We start from the raw sequence: 23,162 nt of genomic DNA, 5'->3' as shown, positions 1-23,162 counted from the left end.
GGGACAATGGCCTTCGCCCGTTCTTGTCCAGCCGTGATTATCCAATGACCGATGCCACCGCCACCACTTTCCGCACCTGGATGTGCGTTGTCTGCGGCTTCCTGTACAGGGAAGAAGACGGCCTGCCCGAAGAAGGCATCGCGCCGGGCACGCGCTGGGAAGACATCCCCGACACCTGGACCTGCCCGGATTGCGGCGTGACCAAGGACGATTTCGAGATGGTCGAGGTCGATTGACCGGTAGGTATCCACCGTTGGTCGATACGCGGCGGTGGATCGCGGGTCGATACGGCCCCACCTAGTGCAACCGTGGTGCCCGCCCGCCCAGTTCCACCAGTTTCTCGCGCACCCACTGGGTATCGGTGGCCTGGCCATTGCGCTGCAGGTACTGGCCCAGGTCGCGGTGTGCACCGGCCTGGTAGCCCAGCTGCAGGTAGGCCAGGCCGCGGTCGCGCAGGGCATCGTCCTGCTCGGGGGCCAGTTTCAGCAGGCGGTCGGCGCTGCGTGCGGCACGGTCCCATTCGCCGCGTTCCACGTACACGCCATGCAGGTTGCGCAGCATCCGCATCAGGATCGCGCGCGCCGGGGCGGCGTCCAGGATCTGTGCCAGCACGTGGTCGTCGGGGGTTTCCCCGCCCAGATGCGAACGGGCGCGCTCGCGCAGTTCCTCCACGTCCAGCGGGCGGCCGCCGTTGAACGGGTCCATCACCAGCATGCCGTCATCGACCGGCAGCCGCACCAGGAAGTGCCCGGGGAAGGACACCCCGTCCAGCGGGATGCCGAGCCGGCGCGCGACTTCCATCTGCACCAGGGCCAGTGAGATCGGGTTGCCCAGGCGGCGTTCGAACACCTGGTTGAGGTAGCTGTTGCGCGGGTCGTAGTACTCGCCGTGGTCGCCGCCGTAGCCCAGCTCGTCGAACAGGTGGCGGTTGACCGCGGCGATCTTCAGCGGCCAATGCTCGATGGTGTCCACCTCGGTGCGCAGGTGGTCCGCATGGCTCTGCACCAGCGCGTCGTAGACCCCCGGGTCCAGGTCGGGGTACTCGTCCTGGGCGATCAGCAGCGCGGTCGGCAACAGGGGCAGCGCCTCGTCGTCCAGTTCGGCCAGGGAATCCCACGCCGGCAATGTGATCTGCGCCTGCATGGCTACAGACTGGCGACAAACGCGGCCGGTTTCAAGCTGCCCGGTGTGAAAAAACCGGGCGCGCATGTCATCCATGCCGCCCTCCGAACGGCGCGGTGGCACATGGGCGCGTGGCGACGCGTTGAATTCGGCGGCGCGCCGGCGTCCAGACGGCGCGGCACGGATCTAGCGGTCGGCGATGCCCGGGCCGAAGACGATCTCGGTGCCGTCCTTCAGGCCCAGCTTCTCGGCCTGGCCGGCGTTGAGCTCCAGCACATAGCGGGCCGGGCCGCTGCTGGGGTAGGGCGGGCAGCGGTCGCCGGCCGAGCACGGCGGCACGTCGCGCTGCTGGCTGACCAGCCGGCGCTGCTCGTCGAAGTACAGGATGTCCAGCGCGATCTTGGTGTTCTTCATCCAGTACGCCTGCAGTTCCTGGCGTTCGTGCAGGAACAGCATGCCGTGGTCTTCGGGCATCTGGTCGCGGAACATCAGCCCGCGTGCGCGGCTGGCGTCGTCGGTGGCCAGTTCGACTTGGTAGCGGGCACCGCCCAGTTCCACCCAGTGGCGGGCGCCGCTGCTGGCGCAGCCGGTCAGGGTCAGCAGGAGCAGCAGGGGCAACAGGCGCAGCATGGACATCGGGCTACCTCTAAAAGGAGGGGCCGGCCCGGTGGGCCGGCCCTGGGATCAGATTACCTGCGGCGGCTGCCCGCCGATGATCACCACATCGGCCGGCCGCCGCGCGAACAGGCCCACGCTGACCACGCCCGGGAGCTGGTTGAGCTCGCGCTCCAGCGCGACCGGGTCGGTGATCTGCAGGTGGTGGATGTCCAGGATCGCATTGCCGTTGTCGGTGACCACCCCTTCACGCCAGGCCGGCTGGCCGCCGGTCATGTCCATGATGCGGCGCGCGATCAGGCTGCGCGCCATCGGGATCACTTCCACCGGCAGCGGGAAGCCGCCCAGCACCGGCACCTGCTTGCTCGGGTCGATGATGCAGACGAAGCGCTCGCTGGCCTCGGCGATGATCTTCTCGCGGGTCAGCGCGGCGCCGCCGCCCTTGATCAGGCACTTGTTGCCGTCGCACTCGTCGGCGCCATCCACATACAGCGACAGGTTGCCGGTGTGGTTGAGCTCCATCACCTCGATGCCGTGCCCGCGCAGGCGCGCGGTGCTCTGCTCGGAGCTGGACACGGTGCCCTTGATGCGGTGCTGGATACGGGCCAGGCCGTCGATGAAGTAGGCAACGGTGGAACCGGTGCCGACCCCGACGATCATGCCGTCTTCGACATATTCCAGGGCTTTTTCGGCAGCCAGGCGCTTGGCTTCGGACATGGCGGGAAACTCTTGAGGGAAAGGGGAATCAGCGTTTTTCCAGCGACAGCAGCGTTTTCCACTGCGCCGCGGTCACCGGCAGGATCGACAGCCGGTTGCCGCGCGCGATGAGCGGGAAGCCCTCGCCCAGCGCATCGGCATGCAGCTTGATCTCATCCAGCGAAATGGTGTCGCGCAGTTTGCGCTCGAAGGCCACGTCCACCAGCATCCAGCGCGGTTCTTCGCGGCTTGCCTTGGGGTCGTAGTAGTCCGATTTCGGATTGAACTGGGTATCGTCCGGATAGGCCTCGCTGGCCACCGTGGCGATGCCGACGATGCCGGGCACCTTGGTGTTGGAGTGGTAGAACAGCACCCCGTCGCCGACTTTCATGCCATCGCGCATGAAATTGCGCGCCTGGTAGTTGCGCACGCCGTTCCAGGGCTCGCGGCCGACGCGCTGCAGGTCGTCGATGGAAAAGGCGTCCGGTTCGGACTTCATCAGCCAGTAGCGTTTGCGTGCGGTCATGCGTCTTTTCTATCGCGGTAGGTGCCGACCATCGGTCGGTACAGGAACAAGGGTAGAAACCTCGGTGCAGATCGCATCCACCGCGACGTCCCAGGGCTGCACCGGCAGGTCGTCGACCTGCTGCACCGAGAAGCCGACGCCGACCAGCCACGGCGGGGCCGGGCGCTGCTGGCGGAATGCGAAGCTGCGATCATACCAGCCGCCTCCCATGCCCAGGCGCCGGCCCAGCGGGTCGAAACCGACCAGCGGCGCGACCACCAGGGCCAGCTGTTCCGGGGCCAGGGCATCGTCGATGGACAGGTCCGGTTCGGGGATGCCGTAGCGGTTGGCGGTCAATGCCTGGCCCGGGCGCCACGGCGCGAAGCGCAGGGTGTCGCCGGCCAGCATCGGCAGGCAGTACTGCACGCCGGGCGGCAACTGCATCTGCCAGCGGTGCAGGGCGATCTCGCCATCCATCGCCCAGTAACCGGCGACCAGCCCCCGGGTGGGCGCGAACGGCAGCTGGAGCAGGGCATCGGCGAGCTGTTCGGCCGCGGCCAGGCGTTGCACGGCGGGAATTTCGCGGCGGCGTTGGCGCAACTGCTGGCGCAGTGCGGAGCGCGGGTCGGTCATGCCTGGGTCCGGGGCGTGGTACGGGCGCGGATAAAACAAGAGCGACGTCCCGGTAGGGGCGTCGCTCTTGCAGGAATACTGCATTCTCCGCGGTGACGATGCGTGCGAAACGACCTTGAACCCGGGGTTCAAGTGGGTACGCTGGGGTTCCTTCGGGCTTCCCGCTACAAGGCGGACTTGCACTCCCGGCGCCGTCGCGCACCCGTGGTCGTAATTAAGGGACAAGGCGAATGTTTGCACACGCCGTCGTTCACAGCAGAGAACGCACGGCCATTATAGCCAAGCGCGCGCCGAGCGACAGGCCGTTCGTCGGTCGAATTACACGCCAATTCAGATCGATGATGGCCACGCGAGCGCCTGGAGCGATGGAACCCCGCGTGGAACAGCGTGGAGCCGGCGGCAGGTCGGCTCCAAGCACGCGTGGCAACCCATCGACGCCGGCTCAGGCGCCGTCAATTGCCCGGTCGCCGCGCGCATGCGCATTCGCGCATCCGCCCCACGGTTTGCGCTGCAAACCGCGGGCCCCGCTTCACCATCATCCGATCCCCGCGCCTGTCGGCGCGCCCCCTTACCAAGGGGGCTGAGTACACCCGGCGCTCAGTTGGCCCCGTCGATGGCCCGATCCAGCCGTCGGTTCAGATCGGCCAGGGTCTGCTGCAGGGCGATTCCCTGGCGGGCGTGCTCGTCGCGCAGCTGCTGCAGCTCATGGGCCAGGTTCAGCGCGGCCAGTACGGCCACCCGGTCCACCGCGGCCATCCGGTTGCTGCCGCGGATCTCGCGCATCTTGGCGTCCAGCAGCCGCGCCGCGGCGGTCAGGCTCTCGCGCTCTTCGGCGCCCACGCCTACCGTGTATTCACGGTCCAGGATGCGGACACTGACCGGTTCGGTCTGGCTCATGTGTGCTGCTCCAGGGACTTGAGGCGGGTGATCATCGCTTCGACCCGGGAGCGGGCCTGTTCGTTCTTGGCCAGCAGCTGCGAGCGTTCGGCCACCAGCTGTTCCTGCTGGTGGCGCAGGCTGCGGTTTTCCTCGGCCAGGCGCTGGTTGCGTTCCAGCAATGCCTCCACCCGGGCGGCGAAGGCCTGCAATTGGGCGATGGCGTCGGAGGGTTCCATGTCCGGCACGATAGGCAAGGGCGGTGGAGGCGGTCAAGTGAATTAATGAAGGCACGCGCCGCGGCGGCACGCCCGGCCCGGCTGGCGCCCCCGGCCGGGGCGATGGCGACCCGGAGCGCATGGGGGGATTGCTACACTGTGAAGCTCGCCAACCGTAGTGATCGGCTGCGGTGACACCTTTTTCTGATCGAGCCCCAAGATGACCGAACTTCCGAGTGTCGATGACGTAAACCAGGCCAGCCAGGCATTGGGCCTGGGCGCCAATGCGGCCGAGCTGCATGGCGGCCTGTGCGGCTGGCTGTCCGCCGGCGGTGCGCCGGTACGTGAATGGCCGGCTCGCGTGCTGGCCGATGACAACCTGCCGACCCCGGCCGAAGGCGATGCGCTGGCGCGGCTGCTCGATGCCAGCGTGGCCCAGCTGGAAGACCGCGATTTCGCCTTCGAGCTGCTGCTCAGCGACGCCAGCGACACCGCCGTGCAGGCCGATGCGCTGTTTACCTGGGCGCGCGCGTTCCTGGGCGGTTTCGGGCTGGGCGCGGGCAGCCAGCGTCCGCCGCTGTCCGAAGAGGGCGAGGAAGCCCTGACCGATATGGCCAAGCTGGCCCAGGCCTCCAGCGAAGACTTCGAAAGCGGCAATGACGACGACGAAGACGCCCTGGCCGAAATCGAGGAGTTCATCCGGGTGGCGGTGCTGCTGCTGCACGGCGACTGCGTGATGGCCGCGCGCCACCGGCAGCGTCTGAACTGAGCATGGATATCCGGCAGCTGACCGGCATTTCCGCCGCCGAATACACCCGTCGCCGCCAGCAGTTGATGGAAATGGCCGGCGACGATGCGATCCTGGTGCTGCCGGCCGCCGCCGAGCGGGTGCGTAGCCTGGATACCCACTACCCGTTCCGGCAGGATTCGGATTTCTGGTACCTGTGCGGCTTCCCGGAGCCGGATGCGGTGCTGGTGCTGATTCCCGGCCGCCGCCATGGCGAGGTGATCCTGTTCTGCCGCGAGCGCGATGCCGAGCGCGAAGCCTGGGATGGCGCGCGCGCCGGCCAGGAGGGGGCGGTGTCGCAGTACGGCATGGACGATGCGTACCCGATCGACGATCTGGACGACATCCTGCCCGGGCTGCTGGAAGGCCGCTCGCGGGTGTACTACCACTTCGGCCGCGATGCCGAGTTCGACCTCAAGCTGATCGGCTGGGTCAACCGGGTCCGTTCGCAGGTGCGCCATGGCGCGCAGCCGCCGCATGAGTTCCTGGAACTGGGCCACCTGCTGCACGAGCAGCGGCTGTTCAAGTCGCCGGCCGAAATCGCGCTGATGCAGCGCGCCGCCGACATCAGCGTGCAGGCGCACCGGGTGGCCATGCAGGTTGCCCGGCCGGGCATCTGCGAATACGAACTGCAGGCCGACCTGGAACGCCAGTTCCGCGCCAACGACGCCTGCGCGGCCTACAGCAGCATCGTCGGCGCCGGCGCCAACGGCTGCATCCTGCACTACCGCGACAACGCCGCGCGTTCGCGCGATGGCGAGCTGGTGTTGATCGATGCCGGCGCCGAATACCGCGGCTATGCCAGCGACATCACCCGGACCTTCCCGGTCAACGGCCGTTTCAGCGTCGAGCAGCGCGCGCTGCACGACCTGGTCGGCGCGGCGCAGGCGGCAGCGCTGGCCCAGGCGCGGCCGGGCAACGCCTATGAAGCCGGCCACCTGGCCGCAGTGGAAACGCTGACCGAGGGTCTGCTGCGCCTGGGCCTGCTCAAGGGCAACCTGGAGGAGAACATCGCCGAGGGCCACTACCAGCGGTTCTACCGCCACAAGACCGGGCATTGGCTGGGCCTGGACGTGCACGATGTGGGCGACTACCGCCTGGCCGGCGAGTCGCGGATGCTGGAGCCGGGCATGGTGTTCACCATCGAGCCGGGCCTGTACGTGTCGCCGGACGACCGCAGCGTGGAGCCGCGCTGGCGCGGCATCGGCATCCGCACCGAAGACGACGTACTGGTTACCGAAGACGGCCACCGGGTGCTGACCGCAGCATTGGCGCGCAGCGCCGATGAGATCGAAGAAGAAATGGCGACGCGCTGATCCGCGGCGATGGTAGAGCCACCCCACGGGTGGCTGCACGGTGCGTAACCAAGCAGCCGGCCGCTGGCCGGCTCCACGTGGCATCCAGAGATCCGGTAGTGCCGGCCGCTGGCCGGCTGCTCATGGCACCGGACATCGTGAAGCGCCGGCCAGCGGCCGGCACTACCCCGATGTATCGGCTCAGCTGGCCGACGCAAACACCGGACGGGTCAGGTTGTCGGCATCGCCATCGGTGCACAGCACTTCGTCCTCGATGCGGATGCCGCCATACGGGCGGAAGAAATCGACCCGGTTCCAGTCGATGCTGGCGCCGTTGCCGGCCTGCTTTACTTCGTCCAGCAGCATGTCGATGAAGTACACGCCCGGTTCGATGGTGACCACCATGCCCGGCTCCAGCACGCGGGTCAGGCGCAGGTAGGGGTGGCCCTGCGGGCGCTCGATGCGGCCGCCGCGGTCGCTGGCGGCGAAGCCGGCCACGTCGTGCACCTGCAGGCCGATCAGATGGCCCAGGCCATGCGGGAAGAACGCCGCGCTGACGCCGGTGGCCAGCGCCGCTTCCGGCGAGACCCTGAGCACGCCGAAGTCCTTCAGGATGCCCATCAACGCCAGGTGCGCGTCCACGTGCAACTGCCTGTAGTCGACCCCGGCACGCACGCCGGCGGCCATCTGCTGCTGGGCCGCGTCGACCGCGTCGATCATCGCCTGGAATTCATCGTGGCCGCTGGCCGCATAGGTGCGGGTGATGTCGCTGGCATAGCCATGCGCGCTGGCACCGGCATCGATCAGGAAGCTGCGCAGCGGGCTCGGCGCGCTGCGGCCCAGGTCGGTGTAGTGCAGCACCGCGGCATGTTCGTTGAGGCCGATGATGTTGCCGTAGGGCAGTTCATTGGCATCCTGGCCGACCGCACTGCAGTAGGCCATGTGGATCTGGAATTCGCTGGCACCGGCGCGGAACGCCGCCTCGGCGGCGCGGTGGCCGCGCACGCCCAGGCGCTGGGCCTGGCGCATCAGCGCGATCTCGTAGGGCGTCTTGCAGCCGCGCTGCCAATCCAGGTAATCGATGACCGGCGCCGGGTTGTTGGGTACCAACGCACCGAGTGCGCTCTGCGGCTCGCCGAGGATCGCGCAGCGCGCCGCCGCCTTGGGCAGCAGCGCCAGGGCATCTTCCGGCGTGCGGATGATCTCGATGTCGACATGCTCCACCCACCAGCCGTTGGGCGCGTCGGGCACCACGTGCCAGTAGTCGAACGGCTGGTGGAACAGCACCTTCGGCCGCTGGCCGGGGGTGTAGACCAGCCAGCTGTTGGGCAGCTTGGTCAGCGGCAGCCAGGCCTTGAAGTTCGGGTTGACCGCATACGGGTAATCGCGGTCGTCGAAGGCCTGGTAGTGCGCGGTGCCGCTGGGAATCACCAGGTGGTCAAAGCCGCCGCGCGCCAGGGCCTCATCGGCGCGCTGGCACAGCACGGCGATGTGATGGGAATACAGCGCGGCGAGGTCTGGCTGGTTCATCGCGGGGGCTCGTTGGACAGTGCGGAGTGCAGCCCTTGATTCTGCCGCAATCGCGCCGGCCGCGCTGTGCCGGAACCGGCACTCAGGCCGCCGAAGTTTCCTGTGCGATCCACGTGCGCAGCTGTTCGCGATGCTCCCGGCCCAGGGTCAGGAAGCGGAACCCCACCCAGGCCTGGCCGGGGGCGTGGGTCTGCTCGCACCACAGCAGGTGGGCGCCCACGTCCAGCGCCAGCGGCTGGCCATGCGGGCCGGGAATGGCGAACTGCAACTGGTACAGCGCGTCTTCCTGCAGCGGTACCGAAGCCAGCATCAGCATGCCGGTTTCGGACACGTTGCCGAGCCGGCCGATCACGGCCTCGGCCATCATGTCGGTGACCGGCACCAGGTCGGCGACCTGGCGGCGCGGCGCGCAGCGGGTATCGGTCTCGGTACTCATTGTGCGCTCTCCACGGCGGGGCTGTTGCCGGCCAGCGAACGCAGGGTGCGCAGGGTAGCCTGCCAGGCACGGTCGATCAGCCGGCTCTTGTCTTCGCTGACGATGCGTACCTGGCCGCTGGCCATCAGCCGCGCCAGCGCATCCAGCGAATGCTCGCCGACCTTCTGCCCGCGCGGGTTGACGAACAGCGCGTTGTCGGTGAGCAGGCTGTACCAGGACAGGCGCTGGCGGCGCAGGTCGCCCTGCTGGTTGGTGGTGAACTCGAACCAGGTGCCGAACGGCAGCGTGCGCAGCTGGCGGTAGCGGTCTTCCTCGGCCGGGCTGCGCGCCAGCGGGGTGGCCCTGTGTGCCTCGCTGCCTTCGGCCTGTTCGCCCAGCCGGGTGCGGGCGCGGATGCGCGCGGTCAGTTCGGTGCGCGAGCTGCTGTCGTCCTCGCCACCGGGCGTGGACAGCCGGCGCGCGATCGCGGCGGCTTCGTCCTGGTGGTAACCGACCTGCAGCAGCGCGGTTTCGACCTGGCCACCGAGCTCGGTATCACTGGGTGCCGAGCCGGGCGGCAGGCAGGTGACCTCGGCGATGCGCGCGGTTTCCTGCTGGCGCTGCTGCCATTGTTCGGAGCCTTCGCCACTGCGCAGCAGGGTCAGGGTCAGTACGTCCGACCAGGCCTGTTTGAGCAGCGATTGCACAAAGCGCGGCGGTTCGGCCTGCACGCATAGTTGTTCGATGCTGGTCGCGGCCTGCTGTTTGGCCGTTTCCAGGCGTTCCTTGCCGCGCGCGGCTTCGACGTGGCGGCGCTCGGCCAGTTCGGCCTTGTGCGCCAGCGCGCGGAAGTGCTGCTGGATGTCTTCGTTGGCGGTCTCGAACACCGCCGCATCGCCCTGGTAGTCGTTGACCACCTGGTCCACGGCCCGGCCCAGCTTGTGCACCAGCTGCGGGTCGATGTCCTCCTCGCCCAGCCAGTTGGCGCCGGCTTCGGCCACGGCATTGAGCAGTTCGCGTGCCGGATGCTGGTCGCGCACGAAGAACGCCGGGTCGGACAGCGCCGCGCGCGCCACCGGCACCTGCAGCCGGGTCAGCAGGTCGGCGGCCACCGCGTTGGGGCGCACTTCGTGCTGGATCTGCCCGTACAGCATGTCCAGCAGGTCGAAGGTGTCGTTGTCCTTGACCGTCAGGGCGGCCTGCGGGCCGTGGTCGGCGCGCATCTGCGCGAGCAGGGCGTTGTGCAGGTCGGCCATGCTGCGCCGCGCCCCGCCGATCGCGGCGGTCTGCGCCTGCAGCTTGGCCAGGGTGGCGTGCACGGCTGCATTGGCCACCGGCACCGCTGCCGGGGCGGCCGCGGTGCTGCCTTCGGCGCCCTGCGCCGGCACGCTGCCCGACGCGGCCGCCGCCTGCCCGGCAGGACCGGTCGGCGCGTCCGCCGCCGTGTCGGCCACTGCACTGCCGTGGGCAGCGGCATGGGCCTGGCGTGCGGCACCGAGCAGCTGGTGCAGGGCCGACATCGCCGGGGCGGCCAGGTCCGGCGCCGCGCCGCTGCCCGGTGCCGCCTGGACGGGGCTGGACAGGGCGGCCTGCAGCGAGGCCGGCAGGCTGGCGATCGCCTCATTGGTCATCGCCGCCCAGCCACTGCTGCCGCCCGAGCCGCTCCAGCCGGTCAGCGGGCGCTGCGCGCCGCCTTCGCGGGGCGGGTTGCCGGCGCTGCCGCGTTCGTTGCCGGTGACGATCCGGCGGGTGGTCGCCGAGCGGGCCAGGTACGGCGTATACACCAGGCCGGGCAGCACGCCTTCATGGGCCAGCAGGATGTTGGCGCGTTCCAGCAGCTCGCCCAGGCGCTCGATCAACTGGCGGTCGAACACGCGGTACAGCGCCAGCTGGGTTTCCAGCCCGAGCGCGAACTGTTCGCCGAGGTCGCGCAGGATCCGGCACAGCACATGCGGGCCGAACGGCAGGTCTTCGGCATCGAACTCCGGGCCGGCGGCCAGCACCGCAAAGCGCTGGCCCAGCAGCTGCAGGGCGCTGGCCGAACGCTGCGCCTCGCGGCGGACGATCTCCGCCAGCACGATGTCGCGGTCGATATCGGTGTCGGTGACCAGGGTCAGGGTGCTGGCCGACATCGGGGCGGCGGCCGCGGCGGGCAGGTGGCGCTCGCGCGGCTCGCGCAGGCTGGCCAGGGCGCCGGCCAGGGCTTCCAGGAAGCGCGGGGCGAACTGTGCGTTCACCTCGTGCAGGCGCCGGGTCTGGGCGTAGATGTCGGCCTGGATCTGGCTGTTGCGCGCGCGCTCGGCGTCGCGGAACAGCTCGCGTTCCAGTTCGACGATGGTCAGCTTGAGCGGGTTGCTCAGGGTCTGCACGGCCAGCGCATGCAGGGCGGCCAGCAGCCGGCGCACGCGTGGCGGGACGGCGACGTTGGCGAACCGGGCCGGGTCGGGCTGGGACGATGACGGTGCGGACGCAGACATCCGTGAGTGGTTCCGGCTCCCCTGGGAACAGGGAATCTAACGTTTTCGCCCTGTTCCCGCCAGAAGGGATGTCCTGGCAGGGGCTTCTGCCTTCCTTAAAGGAACAGCTCGACCACGTCGTTGGTGAAGCGCCGGCCCAGCTCGGTGGGCTGGAAGTGGTCGCCGTCGCGGGTCAGCCAGCCGCGGGCGAGCGCGGCCTGCAGCGGCACCGCGATCCGCGCCGGGTCCAGCCCGGTGCGCGAAGTGAAATCCTTCAGGCCGAAACCCTCATGCAGGCGCAGCAGGTTGAGCATGTACTCGAACGGCAGCCGGTCCGCACCGATCACCTCATCGCCGCCGATGCCCGCGGCCGTATCGGCATGGTCCATGAAGGTCTGCGGGTGCTTGTGCTTCCAGCGGCGCAGCACGTGCTGTTCGGCACCACTGCTGATCTTGCCGTGCGCGCCGGCGCCGATGCCGAGGTAGTCGCCGAAACGCCAGTAATTGAGGTTGTGCTGGCTCTGCCGGCCCGGCCTGGCATAGGCGCTGACCTCGTACTGCGCGTAGCCGGCCTCGGCGAGCAGGCGCTGGCAGTGCTCCTGGATGTCCCAGGCCGAATCCTCGTCGGGGATGCCCTGCGGCGGCCGCGCGAAGAACACGGTGTTCGGCTCCAGGGTGAGCTGGTAGTGCGACATGTGCGTGGGCTGCAGCGCGAAGGCGCGTTCCAGGTCGTGCTCGGCCTGGGCCAGGGTCTGCTGCGGCAACGCATACATCAGGTCGATGTTGAAGTTGTCGTAACCGGCATCCTGGGCCAGCTTGACCGCACGCTCGGCCTCGTTGCTGTCGTGGATGCGCCCGAGCCGCTTGAGGGCGTCGTCGTTGAAGGTCTGGATGCCGAAGCTGATGCGGTTCACCCCGGCCGCGCGGTAGCGGTCGAAACGGCCGTGCTCGGCGGTGCCCGGGTTGGTCTCCAGGGTCACTTCCAGGTTGGGCGCAAAGCGCAGCCGCGCCGAGGCGGCCTGCAGGAAGCGGTCGATCGCCTCGGGCGGGAACAGGCTGGGGGTGCCGCCGCCGAAGAACACGCTGCTCACCACCCGGCCCCAGACCAGCGGCAGGTCCTGGTCCAGGTCGCGGATCAGGGCATCGATGTAGGCCTCGAACGGCAGTTCGCCCTTGGCCGCATGCGAGTTGAAATCGCAGTACGGGCATTTGCGCACGCACCACGGCAGGTGCACGTACAGCGCCAGCGGCGGCGGCACCAGCGGCGGCGCGTGGTCGTGGTCCCCCGAACAGGCTTCGCCGGGAAGGTGGGAGCAGGAGGCGTGGGGCATCACAGCAGCTCGGGCAGCTTCTGCTTGAGCAGCTGCAGCGCCTTGGCGCGGTGGCTCATCGCGTTCTTCAGGTCCGGCGCCATTTCCGCGGCGGTCTGTGCCAGCACCGGGTCCAGGAACAGCGGGTTGTAACCGAAGCCATGGCTGCCGCGCAGTTCATCGACGATCACGCCTTCCCAGCTGCCTTCGCAGATCAGCGGCTGCGGGTCGTTGGCATGGCGCAGCAGCACGATCACCGCGAAGAAACGGGCGCTGCGGCGTTCGGCCGGCACCTCGCGCATCGCCTCGAGCAGCTTGGCGTTGTTGGCCGCATCGTTGGTCGGGCTGCCGGCATAGCGCGCGCTGTACAGGCCCGGCGCGCCGTCGAGCGCATCCACGATCAGGCCCGAGTCGTCGGCCAGTGCGGGCAGGCCGGTACTCTGGCAGGCATGGCGGGCCTTGATCAGCGCGTTCTCGACGAAGGTCAGGCCGGTTTCCGGGACCTCGCTCACGCCCAGTTCGCCCTGCGCCACGATCTGCAGCGGCAGGTCGGCCAGCATGGCCTGCAGTTCCTTCAGTTTGCCGGCGTTGCCGCTGGCCAGTACCAGTTTCATTGCTTGGGCTCCAGCAGGTCCCAGGTGTTGCCGTACAGATCGGCGAAGACCGCGACCGTGGCGTACGCCTCTTCGCGCGGGGTTTCGCGGAACGCCACGCCACGCGCGGTCATCGCGGCGTGGTCGCGCCAGAAGTCGTCGGTGTTGAGGAAGAAGCCGACCCGGCCGCCGGTCTGGTTGCCGATCCGGCTGCGCTGTTCATCGGTGCTGGCGCGTGCCAGCAGCAGCGCCGCGGTACTGCCGTCGGCCGGGCCGACCACGACCCAGCGTTTGTCGCCCTGGTCGATGTCCTGGAGCAACTGGAAGCCGAGCTTGCCGGTGTACCAGGCGATCGCCTGGTCGTAGTCGGCCACGACCAGGGTGGTCAGCGCGATGCGGCGGTTCATGCCGATGCCAGGGCGGCCTGCTGTGCCGCGAATAGCTCGCCGATGCCCTTTTCGGCCAGTACCAGCAGGGCGTCCAGCTCGTCGCGGCGGAACGCATGGCCTTCGGCGGTGCCCTGCAGTTCGATGAAGCCGCCGCCGTCGTTCATGACCACGTTCATGTCGGTATCGCAGTCGCTGTCTTCGGCATAGTCCAGGTCCAGCACCGGGGTGCCGCGGTAGACGCCCACCGACACCGCCGCCACCGCGCCGAAGATCGGGTTGCGCTTGATGTCGCCGCGCTTGATCAGGAAGTTGACCGCGTCCACCAGCGCCACGTAGGCGCCGGTGATGGCCGCGGTACGGGTGCCGCCATCGGCCTGCAGCACGTCGCAGTCCAGGGTGATGGTGCGCTCGCCGAGTGCGCCGCGGTCGACGCAGGCGCGCAGGGTGCGGCCGATCAGGCGCTGGATCTCCAGGGTGCGGCCACCCTGCTTGCCGCGCGCGGCCTCACGGTCGTTGCGGGTGTGGGTCGAGCGCGGCAGCATGCCGTATTCGGCCGTCACCCAGCCTTCGCCCTTGCCGCGCAGGAAGCCCGGCACGCGGTTTTCCACGCTGGCGGTGCACAGCACGCGGGTCTGCCCGAAGCTGATCAGCACCGACCCTTCGGCATGGCGGGTGAAGGCGCGTTCGATGCGCACTTCGCGCAGCTGGTCGGCCTGGCGGCCGCTGGGACGGGGATCGGACATGCTGTGGGGTTCCGTGAAGGCTGGGGAAACGCGACCACGCCCGCACCCCGGGGGATGGCAGGCAGGGAGGCTCGAATGAGACCGCTAGGGTACCATTCCCCCTTTGGGAACATCGGAAAACCCACCATGATTCGAAGCATGACCGCCTATGCCGGCGGCGAGCGCGCCACCCGCTGGGGCACGCTGGCCTGTGAGCTGCGCTCGGTCAACCACCGGTTCCTGGAGGTGGGCGTGCGCCTGCCCGAGGAACTGCGTGCGTTGGAACCGCAGCTGCGCGAGCGCGTCGCTTCCCGCTGCAGCCGCGGCAAGATCGACCTGGTGCTGCGCCTGCGCGCGCCGGAGGTGACCGGTGCGCTGGTGGTCAACGAGGCGCTGCTGGGCCAGCTCGGCGAACTGGCCACGCGGCTGTCGGCGGGTTTTCCCAGCCTGCAGGTCAGCTTCACCGAGTTGCTGCAGGTACCCGGGGTGATGCAGGGCGAGGCGGTCGACGCCGCCGCGCTGCAGGCCGAGGCGCTGGCCCTGCTGGACACCGCCCTGGATGGGTTCGTGGCCGCGCGCGAGCGTGAAGGCGACAAACTGGCCGCGGCGATCCAGGAGCGGGTGGACAGCATCGAGCGCATCGCCGCCGAGGTCACCACCTTGATTCCGCTGATCCGCGAAGGCCAGCGCGCCAAGCTGGCCGCCCGTCTGGCCGACCTGCCGCACCCGGTCGACCCCGGCCGGGCCGAACAGGAACTGGTGATGTGGCTGCAGAAGCTGGACGTGGATGAAGAACTGGACCGCCTGGGCAGCCATATCGTGGAGATCCGCCGGGTGTTCACCCAGCGCGAGCCGGTCGGCCGGCGCCTGGACTTCCTGCTGCAGGAGTTCAACCGCGAAGCCAATACGCTGGGCTCCAAGTCGGTGGACAGCCGCACCTCCAACGCGGCGGTGGAGCTGAAGGTGTTGATCGACCAGATCCGCGAACAGGTGCAGAACATCGAATGAGCAGCCAGCCCACCCTGAGCGCCGAGCCGGCGCGCGGCACCCTGTACATCGTGGCGGCGCCTTCCGGGGCCGGCAAGAGCAGCATCGTCAACGCCACCCTGGCGCGCGACCCGCAGATCGCGTTGTCGATCTCGTTCACCTCGCGCGCCACCCGCCCCGGCGAAGTCAACGGCGAGCACTACCACTTCGTCAGTGCCGCCGAGTTCGAGCGGATGATCGCCGCCGGCGACTTCTTCGAGCACGCCTGGGTGCATGGCGACTGGAAGGGGACCGCGCGGCAGTCGGTGGAGCCGCAGCTGGCTGCCGGCCAGGACGTGTTGCTGGAGATCGACTGGCAGGGCGCCCAGCAGGTGCGCCAACTGGTGCCGGGCACGGTGACGGTGTTCATCCTGCCGCCGTCGCGCCAGGCGCTGCAGGACCGCATGCGCAAGCGCGGGCAGGACAGCGAGGCGGTGATCGCCCAGCGCCTGGCCGCCGCGCGCGAGGAAATGCTGCATTTCAACGACTTCGACTACGTGATCGTCAACGAAGTGTTCGACACCGCAGTGGACGAGCTGTGCGCCATCTTCACCGCCAGCCGGCTGCGCCGGGAGGCCCAGAAGGTGCGCCACGCCGGGCTGATCCAGGCCCTGTTGACCCAGGAATCGGGCCCAACTGACTGATTTGCAAAGCGGTGGTAGCCGGTCGGCTTGATTTTGTCCAGCCCTGGCCGGTACAATCGCTCCCCTTTCCCTCATTCGATTGCGCAGCCCTCACCGGCTGCCGGGAGCCCGCATGGCCCGCATCACCGTAGAAGATTGTCTGGAAGTCGTGAACAACCGTTTCGAACTGGTCATGATGGCGTCCAAGCGCGCCCGTCAGCTGGCCAATGGCGTCCAGGCCACCCTGGACAACAGCGAAACCGACGACAAGCCGACCGTGCTGGCGCTGCGCGAAATCGCCGCCCGCAAGATCGACAACGCCCTGATCGATGAAGTCGAGAAGGCCGAACGCGAGCGTGCCGAGCGTGAAGCACTGGAATGGGCCGCTGCCGAAGTCGTCGCCGACGAAGACATGTCCAAGAACGACGACTGATCGCTTCGGCGTTCACCCCGTTGTTGCCCGAACAGCCCGCCCTTGGCGGGCTGTTCTGCGTTGCGGGCATCGCGCTGGGCGGACACGGCGTGCCGGGGCGTAGGACATGGCTCAAATGCCTGTTCAGGGGTTTGCCGTTATCCCGCCGCTGGCATAGTCTTCAGCCATGAACCCAGGCCCCACTGCCAAGGTCGCCGCTCCTCCCGGTGCGGCCGTACCCGACTATGTCCTCCAGCTCGAACGCGCGGCGCACTACCTGCCGCCCGAGCAGCTGCCGTTGCTGCGCCGTGCCTGGGAAGTGGGCGCCGCCGCGCATGCCGGCCAGACCCGAAAATCGGGCGAGCCCTACATCACCCATCCGGTCGCGGTGGCGCAGGTGCTGGCCGAGCTGGGCCTGGACGTGGAGGCGTTGATCGCCGCGATCCTGCACGACACCATCGAAGACACCCCGCTGACCCGTGAGGAGCTGGCCGCCGAGTTCGGTGAAGCGGTGGCCGAACTGGTCGACGGGGTCACCAAGCTGGACAAGCTGAAGTTCCGCGACCGCCAGGAAGCGGCCGCCGAGAGCTTCCGCAAGATGCTGCTGGCGATGTCGCGCGACCTGCGCGTGATCATGATCAAGCTGGCCGACCGCCTGCACAACATGCGCACGCTGGGCGCGCAGAGCCGCGAAGCGCGCGGTCGCATCGCCCGCGAAACGCTGGAAATCTACGCCCCGATCGCCCAGCGCCTGGGCATGAGCCTGGTCAAGAGCGAGCTGCAGAACCTGGGTTTCAAGGCGCTGTACCCGTGGCGCCACGCCATCCTGGAAAAGCACATCCGCAGCCAGCCGGTGGTGCGCCGCGAGGCGATGGCGCAGGTGGAAGTGCAACTATCCCAGCGCCTGGCCAAGGAAGGGCTGGAGCACCGCCTGGTCAGCCGGATCAAGACCCCGTGGAGCATCTACAACAAGATGCACGACGAGAACAAATCCTTCGACCAGGTGATGGATGTCTTCGGCTTCCGCCTGGTCGTGCGCAGCGTGCCCAACGCCTACCACGCGCTGGGCGCGGTGCATGCTACCTTCAAGCCGCTGGACGGGCGCTTCCGCGATTTCATCGCCATCCCCAAGGCCAACGGTTACCAGTCGCTGCACACGGTGCTGTTCGGCCCGTACGGTTCGCCGATCGAAGTACAGATCCGCACCGAGGAAATGGACCTGATCGCCGAGCGCGGCGTGGCCGCGCACTGGACCTACAAGTTTGGCGGCGATTCGCCCAACAGTGCGCAGAGCCGCGCCCATGCCTGGATCGTGGAGCTGATCGATTCGCAGCGCGCGGCCGGTTCGTCGCTGGAGTTCCTGGACAACGTCAAGGTCGACCTGTTCCCGGACGAGGTCTACCTGTTCACCCCGAAGGGCAAGATCCTGGCACTGCCGCGCAATTCCACCGCGCTGGATTTCGCCTATGCGGTGCATACCGACGTGGGCAACATGGCGGTGGCCTCGCGGGTGGACAAGAAGCTGGTGCCGCTGCGCACCAAGCTGGTCAGCGGGCAGACGGTGGAAGTGATCACCGCGCGCTCGGCCACGCCCAAGCCGCAGTGGCTGGAGTTCGTGGTCAGTTCCAAGGCGCGCACCGCGATCCGCCACCAGCTCAAGCAACTCGAACACGAAGATGCCGTGCAGCTGGGCCACCGCATGCTCGACCGCGCGCTGGAGGCGATGGACAGCTCGCTCGAACGCCTGCCCAAGGGCCGTTTGGATGCCTTCCTGGCCGAACACCGCTACCCGCGCCTGGAGGCCCTGCTGGCCGAAGTGGCGCTGGGCAACTGGATGCCCAACCAGGCCGCGCAGGCATTGATGGCCTACGCCGAACTGCGCGGCGGCGTGCATTCCAGGCATTCACAGGAAAAGATCCTGATCAACGGCAGCGAACGCGGCGTGGTCACCTTCGCCAACTGCTGCCAGCCCATTCCCGGCGACGAGATCATGGGCTACCACACCGCCGGCAAGGGCATCGTGGTGCATCGGCTGGATTGCCCGAACCTGGCCGAGCTGCGCAAGTCGCCCGAACGCTGGGTGCCGATCGGCTGGGACACCACCGTGTCCGGCGACTACGACACCGCGCTGGTGGTGGAAGTGGAGAATGGCACCGGCGTGCTGGCCCAGCTGGCCGCGGCGATCGCGCAGAGCCATTCCAACATCGAACGGGTGGATTACCTGGACCGCGATTTCAACGCGGCGGTGCTGGCCTTCAACATCCAGGTGCGCGACCGCAACCACCTGGCCGAAGTGATGCGCCGCCTGCGGCGCTTGTCGGTGGTGCAATCGGTCAGGCGCCAGTAGATCCGACCCATGGTCGGATGCTTCGGGCCCCGGCACCGCGATGCCCGGGCATGGCCCGCCCTACGGTTGGCGTTGCATCGGCGCGATACAATCACGCTCCCCCCTTCAACATCGTGGAGCTTCCATGTCCCGCCAGATCATCACCAGCGCCAAGGCACCGGCCGCGATCGGTCCGTATTCGCAGGCCGTGCGCGCCGGCAATACCGTGTATTTCTCCGGCCAGATTCCGTTGGACCCGGCCACCGGTGACATCGTCGGTGCGGGCGATATCGAGGCGCAGGCCCGTCGCGCCTTCGACAACCTCAAGGCCGTGGCCGAGCAGGCCGGCGGTTCGCTGGACCAGATCGTCCGCCTGGGCCTGTACCTGACCGACCTGGCCGAGTTCGCCAAGGTCAACGCGGTCATGCAGGACTACTTCACCGCGCCGTTCCCGGCCCGCTCCACGATCGAAGTGTCCGGCCTGCCCAAGGGCGCCAACTTCGAAGTCGATGCGGTGATGGTGCTCGACCAGGCCTGACGTGGCCAGGTCACGGGCTCCTGCGCCGGCACTGGCCGCGGCCGGGGAGGCATCGCTTGCGATGCTTCCCGGGATCGGCCCGGCGGTGGCCACCAAGCTGGAGGCCCGTGGCCTGTCATCGCTGCAGGACCTGTGGCTGCACCTGCCGCTGCGCTATGAAGACCGCACCCGGCTGACCACCATCGCCCAGTTGCAGCCGGGCATGGCCGCCCAGGTGGAAGGGCGGGTCAGTGCGGTCGAGCGCGGTTTCCGTGGCCGACCGGTGCTCAAGGTCGCGATCGAAGACGATTCCTACGGCACCCTGGTGCTGCGCTTTTTCCACTTCCGTGCCCAGCAGGTGGCGCAGTTCGCCATCGGCGCGCGGATCCGCTGCTACGGCAGCGCCAAGCCCGGCCACAACGGGCTGGAGATCGTCCACCCCAGTTACCGGGTGATGGGCGGCCAGGACGATGACGAACTCGGCGACAGCCTCGACCCGGTCTACCCGGCGGTCGAGGGCGTCGGCCCGGCTACGCTGCGCAAGTTCATCGGGTTGGCCCTGGACCGCCTGCCGGAAGAGTCCACGCTGGAGCTGCTGCCCTCGGGGTGGCTGTCCGGCCTGGGCCTGCCGTCGCTGCGCAGCGCGCTGCTGACCGTGCACCGGCCGCCACCGGATGCCGACCTGGCCGCGTTGGCCGCCGGCCGGCACCCGGCGCAACGGCGCCTGGCGATCGAAGAACTGCTGGCCCACCACCTCAGCCTGCGCCGCCAGCGCATGGCCCTGCAGGCCCATCACGCGCCGTCGCTGCGCGGGCAGGGCGCGCTGGCCAGGCAACTGCGCGACAGCCTGCCGTTCCAGCTTACCGGCGCGCAGCAACGCGTGTTCGAGCAGATCCGCAAGGACCTGTTCAAGGCCCATCCGATGCTGCGCCTGGTCCAGGGCGACGTCGGCTCGGGCAAGACGGTGGTGGCCGCATTGGCGGCGATGCTGGCGGTGGAGCGCGGCAAGCAGGTGGCGTTGGCCGCCCCGACCGAACTGCTGGCCGAGCAGCATCTGAACAATCTGCGCGCCTGGCTGGAGCCGCTGGGCGTGCGCACGGCGTGGCTGGCCGGCAAGGTCACCGGCAAGGCGCGCAGCAAGGTGCTGGCCGAGGTCGCCTCGGGCCAGGCGCAGGTGGTGGTCGGCACGCATGCGCTGATGCAGGACAGCGTTGTGTTCAAGGACCTGGCCCTGGCCATCGTCGATGAGCAGCACCGCTTCGGCGTGCACCAGCGACTGGCGCTGCGCGACAAGGGGGCCGACGGGCGCAGCGTGCCGCACCAGTTGGTGATGACCGCCACCCCGATTCCGCGCACCCTGGCGATGTCCGAATACGCCGACCTGGATGTCTCGGCAATCGATGAACTGCCGCCCGGGCGCACCCCGGTGCAGACCGTGGCACTCAACAACGACCGCCGCCCGGAGCTGATCGAACGCATCGCGGTGGCGTGCCGCGAAGGCCAGCAGGTGTACTGGGTGTGCACGCTGATCGAGGAAAGCGAAGAACTGGACGCGACCCCGGCGCAGGCCACGTTCGACTCGCTGCAGGCGCTGTTGCCCGGGGTGCGGGTGGGGCTGGTGCACGGGCGGCTGAAGGCCAGCGAGAAGCTGGCCACGATGGTGGCGTTCAAGGCCGGCCAGATCGACCTGCTGGTGGCCACCACCGTGATCGAAGTGGGCGTGGACGTGCCCAATGCCTCGTTGATGGTCATCGAAAACGCCGAGCGCCTCGGCCTGGCCCAGCTGCACCAGCTGCGCGGGCGGGTAGGGCGCGGCTCGGCGGTGTCGCGCTGCGTGCTGCTGTACCAGGCACCCTTGTCGGCCATGGCCCGCGAGCGGCTGGAAACCATGCGCCAGACCAACGATGGCTTCCTGATCGCCGAGAAGGACCTGGAGCTGCGCGGGCCCGGCGAACTGCTGGGTACGCGCCAGACCGGGCTGGCGGCGTTCCGCATGGCCGACCTGGCCCGCGATGCGGACCTGCTGCCGGGCGTGCACGACCTGGCCGAGCGCCTGCTGGCCGAGGCGCCGGAGGTGGCCGACAGGGTGGTGCGGCGCTGGATCGGCACGGCGGTGCGGTATGCGTCGGCGTAAAACGTCGCCGCATACCGCCAATGCCGCTGATTTGCCCGCCACGACTCCGATACTTCGCCCATCAGCGTATCCGTGCCCACGTGGCCGGCAACGCCTCGGCTGACGTGCTTGGTTCCGCAAGCCAGGCCGCTTCGGGGCCGGTAGGCCTTTCGGCAAAGTAAAGGAGGAGGTAGCCGCCGTCAGGCGGATACCGGGGGACATTTGCAGAAAGGCCTACCGGCCCCGAAGCGGCCCATCCGGTCGCCGGTGACTCAGGCGAAGCGGCAGCCTCGGGCTTTTTTCAAGCGAGTACCGACCAACGGTCGGTACCTACCCATCCGTGCTGCGCACGTATGGGCGCCGGCCGGCGGCCGGCGCCTTTCGCACCTCCGATTGCCCCGCCTTGTATTTGTCATGGCAGGGTGCGAAAGTCCCTCGCCGACTATCAAGACGGCAACGATGACCAAGAAGATTCCGCTGTTGATCGATACCGACCCGGGTGTCGATGATGCCCTGGCCCTGTTGATGGCCTTTGCCGATGAGCGCCACGATATCGTTGGCCTGACCATCGCCGCCGGCAACGTTGGCCTGGACCATACCGTCCGCAATGCCCTGAAGCTGTGCGAAGTGGCTGGCCGCGACGATGTGCCGGTCTACGCCGGCACCGCCGATCCGCTGCTGCACCCCTCCGTCGATGCCGCCCACGTGCACGGCGCCGATGGCTTTGGCGACGTCAACCTACCGGCCGCCAAGCGCCAGGCCGAGGCCGAGCACGCCGCGCTGGCGATCCTGCGCCTGTCGCACCAGTACGCCGGCGAGCTGTTCCTGGTCGCGCTTGGCCCGCTGACCAACCTGGCCCTGGCGCTGAAGCTGGATCCGACCCTGCCGCAGCGCGTGAAGCGCTTCCTGGTGATGGGCGGGGCGGTGACCTGCCACGGCAACATCACCCCGGCGGCCGAGTTCAACATCGCCTTCGACCCGGAGGCGGCGCACATCGTGTTCAGCGGCTTCCCGCATATCGAAGTGGCCGACTGGGAAGCCACCGTCGCCCACGGCCTGCTGCACAAGGATGTCGAGCAGTGGCTGGGCGCCGACAGCGACAAGGCGCGCTTCTATGAACTGATCTCGCGCCAGACCCGCCTGTGGTCCGAAGACAGCCGCGGCGAACGCTGGTACGCCGCCGACGCCCTGGCCATGGCCTGGGCGCTGCAGCCCGAAGGCGCGCTGCGGGTGGAATCGCGCCCGCTGAACGTGGAGCTGGCCGGGGTCCACAGCCGGGGTGCTACCATTGTCGACTGGAACCGCCAGACCGGGCAGCCGGACAACACCCGGCTGCTGATGGCCTATGACCAGGGGCGCTTTGAAGCCCAGGTCCGGGCTGCGCTCGGCGTCGTCTGATGCCGCCATGGCGGCCCTTTCGCACGGTTGATGGTCCCGGCTTGCCCTTGGCGGCAAGCGGGGCTATAATGCCGCTCTTGACCACCAGCCCTTATTACGGTGCGCGCCCATGAAGGCCGATATTCATCCTGTTTACCGCGACGTGGTTTTCCACGACGTTACCTCTGATTTCAAGATCCTGACCCGTTCGACCATGTCCACCAAGGACACGGTCAAGTGGGAAGACGGCAACGAGTACCCGCTCGTCAAGGTGGAAATCTCCTCGGCTTCGCATCCGTTCTACACGGGCAAGCACAAGGTGATCGACACCAGCGGCCGTATCGACAAGTTCCAGAAGCGTTTCGGCAAGCCGGCGCCGACCGCAGCCTGATCTGCCGACACAGCTGTCCAGAAACAACGGTCGCCCTGGCGGCCGTTGTTTTTTCGTGCGCGCGGCAAAAATGAACGCCGGTTAATGCCGTGTCGGCCGCCGGCGGAACGCTGTGTGCCCGGGGCCGTGGCGCGGCCGTCTTGCCCTGTCCGGTGGTGCGTTGGGCCCTGCCTTCTACGACTTCCGTCCTAGGGCGTCGAAAATGTTGCTGTGCG

The 23,162-nt window shown here is 68.5% G+C and carries 25 protein-coding genes and 1 other RNA gene; 11 read left to right on the top strand and 15 right to left on the bottom strand.

Translation table 11 applies throughout. The annotated features are described in order from the left end of the window. Positions 1-44 precede the first annotated feature (44 nt). Positions 45-236, top strand: a complete 192-nt coding sequence (locus AC3ITM_RS15310) for a rubredoxin (protein WP_037553342.1) — start codon at positions 45-47, stop codon at positions 234-236. Positions 237-297: 61 nt separating this feature from the next. Here the strand turns inward: AC3ITM_RS15310 and AC3ITM_RS15305 are convergent, their stop codons facing one another. The 8 genes from AC3ITM_RS15305 to AC3ITM_RS15270 form a co-directional block, all read right to left on the bottom strand. Next, positions 298-1,143, bottom strand: coding sequence for a SirB1 family protein (locus AC3ITM_RS15305; protein ID WP_489266199.1), 846 nt, complete (start codon positions 1,141-1,143; stop codon positions 298-300). A 165-nt stretch (positions 1,144-1,308) separates the two neighbouring features. Beyond that, entirely contained in the window at positions 1,309-1,758 is a 450-nt protein-coding gene (locus AC3ITM_RS15300) for a DUF192 domain-containing protein (RefSeq protein ID WP_489266197.1), read from the bottom strand. A 48-nt stretch (positions 1,759-1,806) separates the two neighbouring features. After that, positions 1,807-2,454 (bottom strand): ribose-5-phosphate isomerase RpiA, encoded by a 648-nt coding sequence (rpiA, locus tag AC3ITM_RS15295; protein ID WP_489266195.1) that lies wholly within the window; start codon positions 2,452-2,454, stop codon positions 1,807-1,809. Positions 2,455-2,482: 28 nt separating this feature from the next. After that, positions 2,483-2,959, bottom strand: coding sequence for an EVE domain-containing protein (locus AC3ITM_RS15290; RefSeq protein WP_489266193.1), 477 nt, complete (start codon positions 2,957-2,959; stop codon positions 2,483-2,485). A 9-nt stretch (positions 2,960-2,968) separates the two neighbouring features. After that, positions 2,969-3,571: a 5-formyltetrahydrofolate cyclo-ligase gene (locus AC3ITM_RS15285; protein ID WP_228887280.1), complete on the bottom strand. Its 603-nt coding sequence runs from the start codon at positions 3,569-3,571 to the stop codon at positions 2,969-2,971. A gap of 80 nt (positions 3,572-3,651) precedes the next feature. After that, positions 3,652-3,836: non-coding RNA, 6S RNA (gene ssrS, locus AC3ITM_RS15280), on the bottom strand. 332 nt (positions 3,837-4,168) lie between these two features. Beyond that, positions 4,169-4,468: a cell division protein ZapA gene (locus AC3ITM_RS15275; protein ID WP_489266191.1), complete on the bottom strand. Its 300-nt coding sequence runs from the start codon at positions 4,466-4,468 to the stop codon at positions 4,169-4,171. Next, the gene (locus tag AC3ITM_RS15270; RefSeq protein WP_228887278.1) at positions 4,465-4,686 is read right to left on the bottom strand and encodes a TIGR02449 family protein; all 222 of its coding nucleotides are present in this window, start codon (positions 4,684-4,686) and stop codon (positions 4,465-4,467) included. The genes AC3ITM_RS15275 and AC3ITM_RS15270 overlap by 4 nt, the downstream gene beginning before the upstream one ends. 199 nt (positions 4,687-4,885) lie before the next feature. On the opposite strand from AC3ITM_RS15270, the gene AC3ITM_RS15265 reads away from it, so the two are divergent. Together AC3ITM_RS15265 and AC3ITM_RS15260 are read left to right on the top strand one after the other, a co-directional pair. Then, positions 4,886-5,434, top strand: coding sequence for a UPF0149 family protein (locus tag AC3ITM_RS15265; RefSeq protein WP_489266188.1), 549 nt, complete (start codon positions 4,886-4,888; stop codon positions 5,432-5,434). A gap of 8 nt (positions 5,435-5,442) precedes the next feature. Beyond that, the gene (locus tag AC3ITM_RS15260; RefSeq protein ID WP_489270115.1) at positions 5,443-6,768 is read left to right on the top strand and encodes an aminopeptidase P N-terminal domain-containing protein; all 1,326 of its coding nucleotides are present in this window, start codon (positions 5,443-5,445) and stop codon (positions 6,766-6,768) included. A gap of 180 nt (positions 6,769-6,948) precedes the next feature. Here AC3ITM_RS15260 and pepQ read toward each other — a convergent pair whose 3' ends face one another. From pepQ to rph, 7 genes are all read right to left on the bottom strand, one after another. After that, entirely contained in the window at positions 6,949-8,277 is a 1,329-nt protein-coding gene (gene pepQ, locus AC3ITM_RS15255) for a Xaa-Pro dipeptidase (protein ID WP_489266186.1), read from the bottom strand. Positions 8,278-8,359: 82 nt separating this feature from the next. Further along, the gene (locus AC3ITM_RS15250; RefSeq protein WP_489266184.1) at positions 8,360-8,713 is read right to left on the bottom strand and encodes a PilZ domain-containing protein; all 354 of its coding nucleotides are present in this window, start codon (positions 8,711-8,713) and stop codon (positions 8,360-8,362) included. Continuing rightward, the gene (locus AC3ITM_RS15245; RefSeq protein WP_489266183.1) at positions 8,710-11,169 is read right to left on the bottom strand and encodes a DUF1631 domain-containing protein; all 2,460 of its coding nucleotides are present in this window, start codon (positions 11,167-11,169) and stop codon (positions 8,710-8,712) included. Before AC3ITM_RS15245 ends, AC3ITM_RS15250 begins: the two co-directional genes overlap by 4 nt. A 95-nt stretch (positions 11,170-11,264) precedes the next feature. Next, on the bottom strand, positions 11,265-12,479 hold the full coding sequence (hemW, locus tag AC3ITM_RS15240) for a radical SAM family heme chaperone HemW (protein ID WP_489266181.1): 1,215 nt from the start codon (positions 12,477-12,479) through the stop codon (positions 11,265-11,267). After that, positions 12,479-13,072 (bottom strand): RdgB/HAM1 family non-canonical purine NTP pyrophosphatase, encoded by a 594-nt coding sequence (rdgB, locus tag AC3ITM_RS15235; RefSeq protein WP_489266179.1) that lies wholly within the window; start codon positions 13,070-13,072, stop codon positions 12,479-12,481. Before rdgB ends, hemW begins: the two co-directional genes overlap by 1 nt. After that, positions 13,069-13,458 (bottom strand): VOC family protein, encoded by a 390-nt coding sequence (locus AC3ITM_RS15230; protein ID WP_489266178.1) that lies wholly within the window; start codon positions 13,456-13,458, stop codon positions 13,069-13,071. Before AC3ITM_RS15230 ends, rdgB begins: the two co-directional genes overlap by 4 nt. After that, positions 13,455-14,183 (bottom strand): ribonuclease PH, encoded by a 729-nt coding sequence (gene rph / locus AC3ITM_RS15225; RefSeq protein ID WP_489266177.1) that lies wholly within the window; start codon positions 14,181-14,183, stop codon positions 13,455-13,457. The genes AC3ITM_RS15230 and rph overlap by 4 nt, the downstream gene beginning before the upstream one ends. A 126-nt stretch (positions 14,184-14,309) precedes the next feature. On the opposite strand from rph, the gene AC3ITM_RS15220 reads away from it, so the two are divergent. The 8 genes from AC3ITM_RS15220 to AC3ITM_RS15185 all read left to right on the top strand — a co-directional run bounded on the left by AC3ITM_RS15220 (position 14,310) and on the right by AC3ITM_RS15185 (position 22,947). After that, positions 14,310-15,170 carry a YicC/YloC family endoribonuclease gene (locus AC3ITM_RS15220; protein ID WP_489266176.1) on the top strand — a complete coding sequence of 287 codons (861 nt, stop codon included), beginning with the start codon at positions 14,310-14,312 and terminating at the stop codon, positions 15,168-15,170. After that, positions 15,167-15,832, top strand: coding sequence for a guanylate kinase (gmk, locus tag AC3ITM_RS15215; RefSeq protein WP_489266175.1), 666 nt, complete (start codon positions 15,167-15,169; stop codon positions 15,830-15,832). Before AC3ITM_RS15220 ends, gmk begins: the two co-directional genes overlap by 4 nt. A 112-nt stretch (positions 15,833-15,944) precedes the next feature. Then, positions 15,945-16,244 carry a DNA-directed RNA polymerase subunit omega gene (gene rpoZ, locus AC3ITM_RS15210; protein WP_017357259.1) on the top strand — a complete coding sequence of 100 codons (300 nt, stop codon included), beginning with the start codon at positions 15,945-15,947 and terminating at the stop codon, positions 16,242-16,244. 166 nt (positions 16,245-16,410) lie between these two features. Continuing rightward, entirely contained in the window at positions 16,411-18,570 is a 2,160-nt protein-coding gene (locus AC3ITM_RS15205) for a RelA/SpoT family protein (protein ID WP_489266173.1), read from the top strand. 124 nt (positions 18,571-18,694) lie between these two features. Continuing rightward, the gene (locus tag AC3ITM_RS15200) at positions 18,695-19,087 is read left to right on the top strand and encodes a RidA family protein (protein WP_489266172.1); all 393 of its coding nucleotides are present in this window, start codon (positions 18,695-18,697) and stop codon (positions 19,085-19,087) included. A gap of 1 nt (position 19,088) precedes the next feature. Continuing rightward, a complete protein-coding gene (gene recG, locus AC3ITM_RS15195; RefSeq protein WP_489266171.1) occupies positions 19,089-21,200 on the top strand; it encodes an ATP-dependent DNA helicase RecG in 2,112 nt (703 codons plus the stop codon). A 438-nt stretch (positions 21,201-21,638) separates the two neighbouring features. After that, positions 21,639-22,577 (top strand): nucleoside hydrolase, encoded by a 939-nt coding sequence (locus AC3ITM_RS15190; RefSeq protein ID WP_489266169.1) that lies wholly within the window; start codon positions 21,639-21,641, stop codon positions 22,575-22,577. 109 nt (positions 22,578-22,686) lie between these two features. Beyond that, positions 22,687-22,947, top strand: a complete 261-nt coding sequence (locus tag AC3ITM_RS15185) for a type B 50S ribosomal protein L31 (protein WP_228887263.1) — start codon at positions 22,687-22,689, stop codon at positions 22,945-22,947. Positions 22,948-23,162: the final 215 nt, after the last annotated feature.

This window comes from Stenotrophomonas sp. KH_029, from assembly GCF_057839765.1.
This window is presented reverse-complemented; position numbering and strand designations above follow the sequence as displayed.

What these genes read in the sequence shown, in the direction of transcription:
- AC3ITM_RS15265 (WP_489266188.1), top strand. Translation starts at nt 4,886, where the DNA reads ATGACCGAACTTCCGAGTGTCGATGACGTAAACCAGGCCAGCCAGGCA.
- rpiA (WP_489266195.1), bottom strand. Translation starts at nt 2,454, where the DNA reads ATGTCCGAAGCCAAGCGCCTGGCTGCCGAAAAAGCCCTGGAATATGTC.
- rph (WP_489266177.1), bottom strand. Translation starts at nt 14,183, where the DNA reads ATGTCCGATCCCCGTCCCAGCGGCCGCCAGGCCGACCAGCTGCGCGAA.
- AC3ITM_RS15220 (WP_489266176.1), top strand. Translation starts at nt 14,310, where the DNA reads ATGATTCGAAGCATGACCGCCTATGCCGGCGGCGAGCGCGCCACCCGC.
- AC3ITM_RS15245 (WP_489266183.1), bottom strand. Translation starts at nt 11,169, where the DNA reads ATGTCTGCGTCCGCACCGTCATCGTCCCAGCCCGACCCGGCCCGGTTC.
- AC3ITM_RS15185 (WP_228887263.1), top strand. Translation starts at nt 22,687, where the DNA reads ATGAAGGCCGATATTCATCCTGTTTACCGCGACGTGGTTTTCCACGAC.
- AC3ITM_RS15190 (WP_489266169.1), top strand. Translation starts at nt 21,639, where the DNA reads ATGACCAAGAAGATTCCGCTGTTGATCGATACCGACCCGGGTGTCGAT.
- rdgB (WP_489266179.1), bottom strand. Translation starts at nt 13,072, where the DNA reads ATGAAACTGGTACTGGCCAGCGGCAACGCCGGCAAACTGAAGGAACTG.
- gmk (WP_489266175.1), top strand. Translation starts at nt 15,167, where the DNA reads ATGAGCAGCCAGCCCACCCTGAGCGCCGAGCCGGCGCGCGGCACCCTG.
- AC3ITM_RS15205 (WP_489266173.1), top strand. Translation starts at nt 16,411, where the DNA reads ATGAACCCAGGCCCCACTGCCAAGGTCGCCGCTCCTCCCGGTGCGGCC.
- AC3ITM_RS15270 (WP_228887278.1), bottom strand. Translation starts at nt 4,686, where the DNA reads ATGGAACCCTCCGACGCCATCGCCCAATTGCAGGCCTTCGCCGCCCGG.
- AC3ITM_RS15305 (WP_489266199.1), bottom strand. Translation starts at nt 1,143, where the DNA reads ATGCAGGCGCAGATCACATTGCCGGCGTGGGATTCCCTGGCCGAACTG.
- hemW (WP_489266181.1), bottom strand. Translation starts at nt 12,479, where the DNA reads ATGCCCCACGCCTCCTGCTCCCACCTTCCCGGCGAAGCCTGTTCGGGG.
- AC3ITM_RS15310 (WP_037553342.1), top strand. Translation starts at nt 45, where the DNA reads ATGACCGATGCCACCGCCACCACTTTCCGCACCTGGATGTGCGTTGTC.
- AC3ITM_RS15285 (WP_228887280.1), bottom strand. Translation starts at nt 3,571, where the DNA reads ATGACCGACCCGCGCTCCGCACTGCGCCAGCAGTTGCGCCAACGCCGC.
- AC3ITM_RS15290 (WP_489266193.1), bottom strand. Translation starts at nt 2,959, where the DNA reads ATGACCGCACGCAAACGCTACTGGCTGATGAAGTCCGAACCGGACGCC.
- AC3ITM_RS15275 (WP_489266191.1), bottom strand. Translation starts at nt 4,468, where the DNA reads ATGAGCCAGACCGAACCGGTCAGTGTCCGCATCCTGGACCGTGAATAC.
- pepQ (WP_489266186.1), bottom strand. Translation starts at nt 8,277, where the DNA reads ATGAACCAGCCAGACCTCGCCGCGCTGTATTCCCATCACATCGCCGTG.
- AC3ITM_RS15200 (WP_489266172.1), top strand. Translation starts at nt 18,695, where the DNA reads ATGTCCCGCCAGATCATCACCAGCGCCAAGGCACCGGCCGCGATCGGT.
- AC3ITM_RS15230 (WP_489266178.1), bottom strand. Translation starts at nt 13,458, where the DNA reads ATGAACCGCCGCATCGCGCTGACCACCCTGGTCGTGGCCGACTACGAC.
- AC3ITM_RS15250 (WP_489266184.1), bottom strand. Translation starts at nt 8,713, where the DNA reads ATGAGTACCGAGACCGATACCCGCTGCGCGCCGCGCCGCCAGGTCGCC.
- AC3ITM_RS15300 (WP_489266197.1), bottom strand. Translation starts at nt 1,758, where the DNA reads ATGTCCATGCTGCGCCTGTTGCCCCTGCTGCTCCTGCTGACCCTGACC.
- rpoZ (WP_017357259.1), top strand. Translation starts at nt 15,945, where the DNA reads ATGGCCCGCATCACCGTAGAAGATTGTCTGGAAGTCGTGAACAACCGT.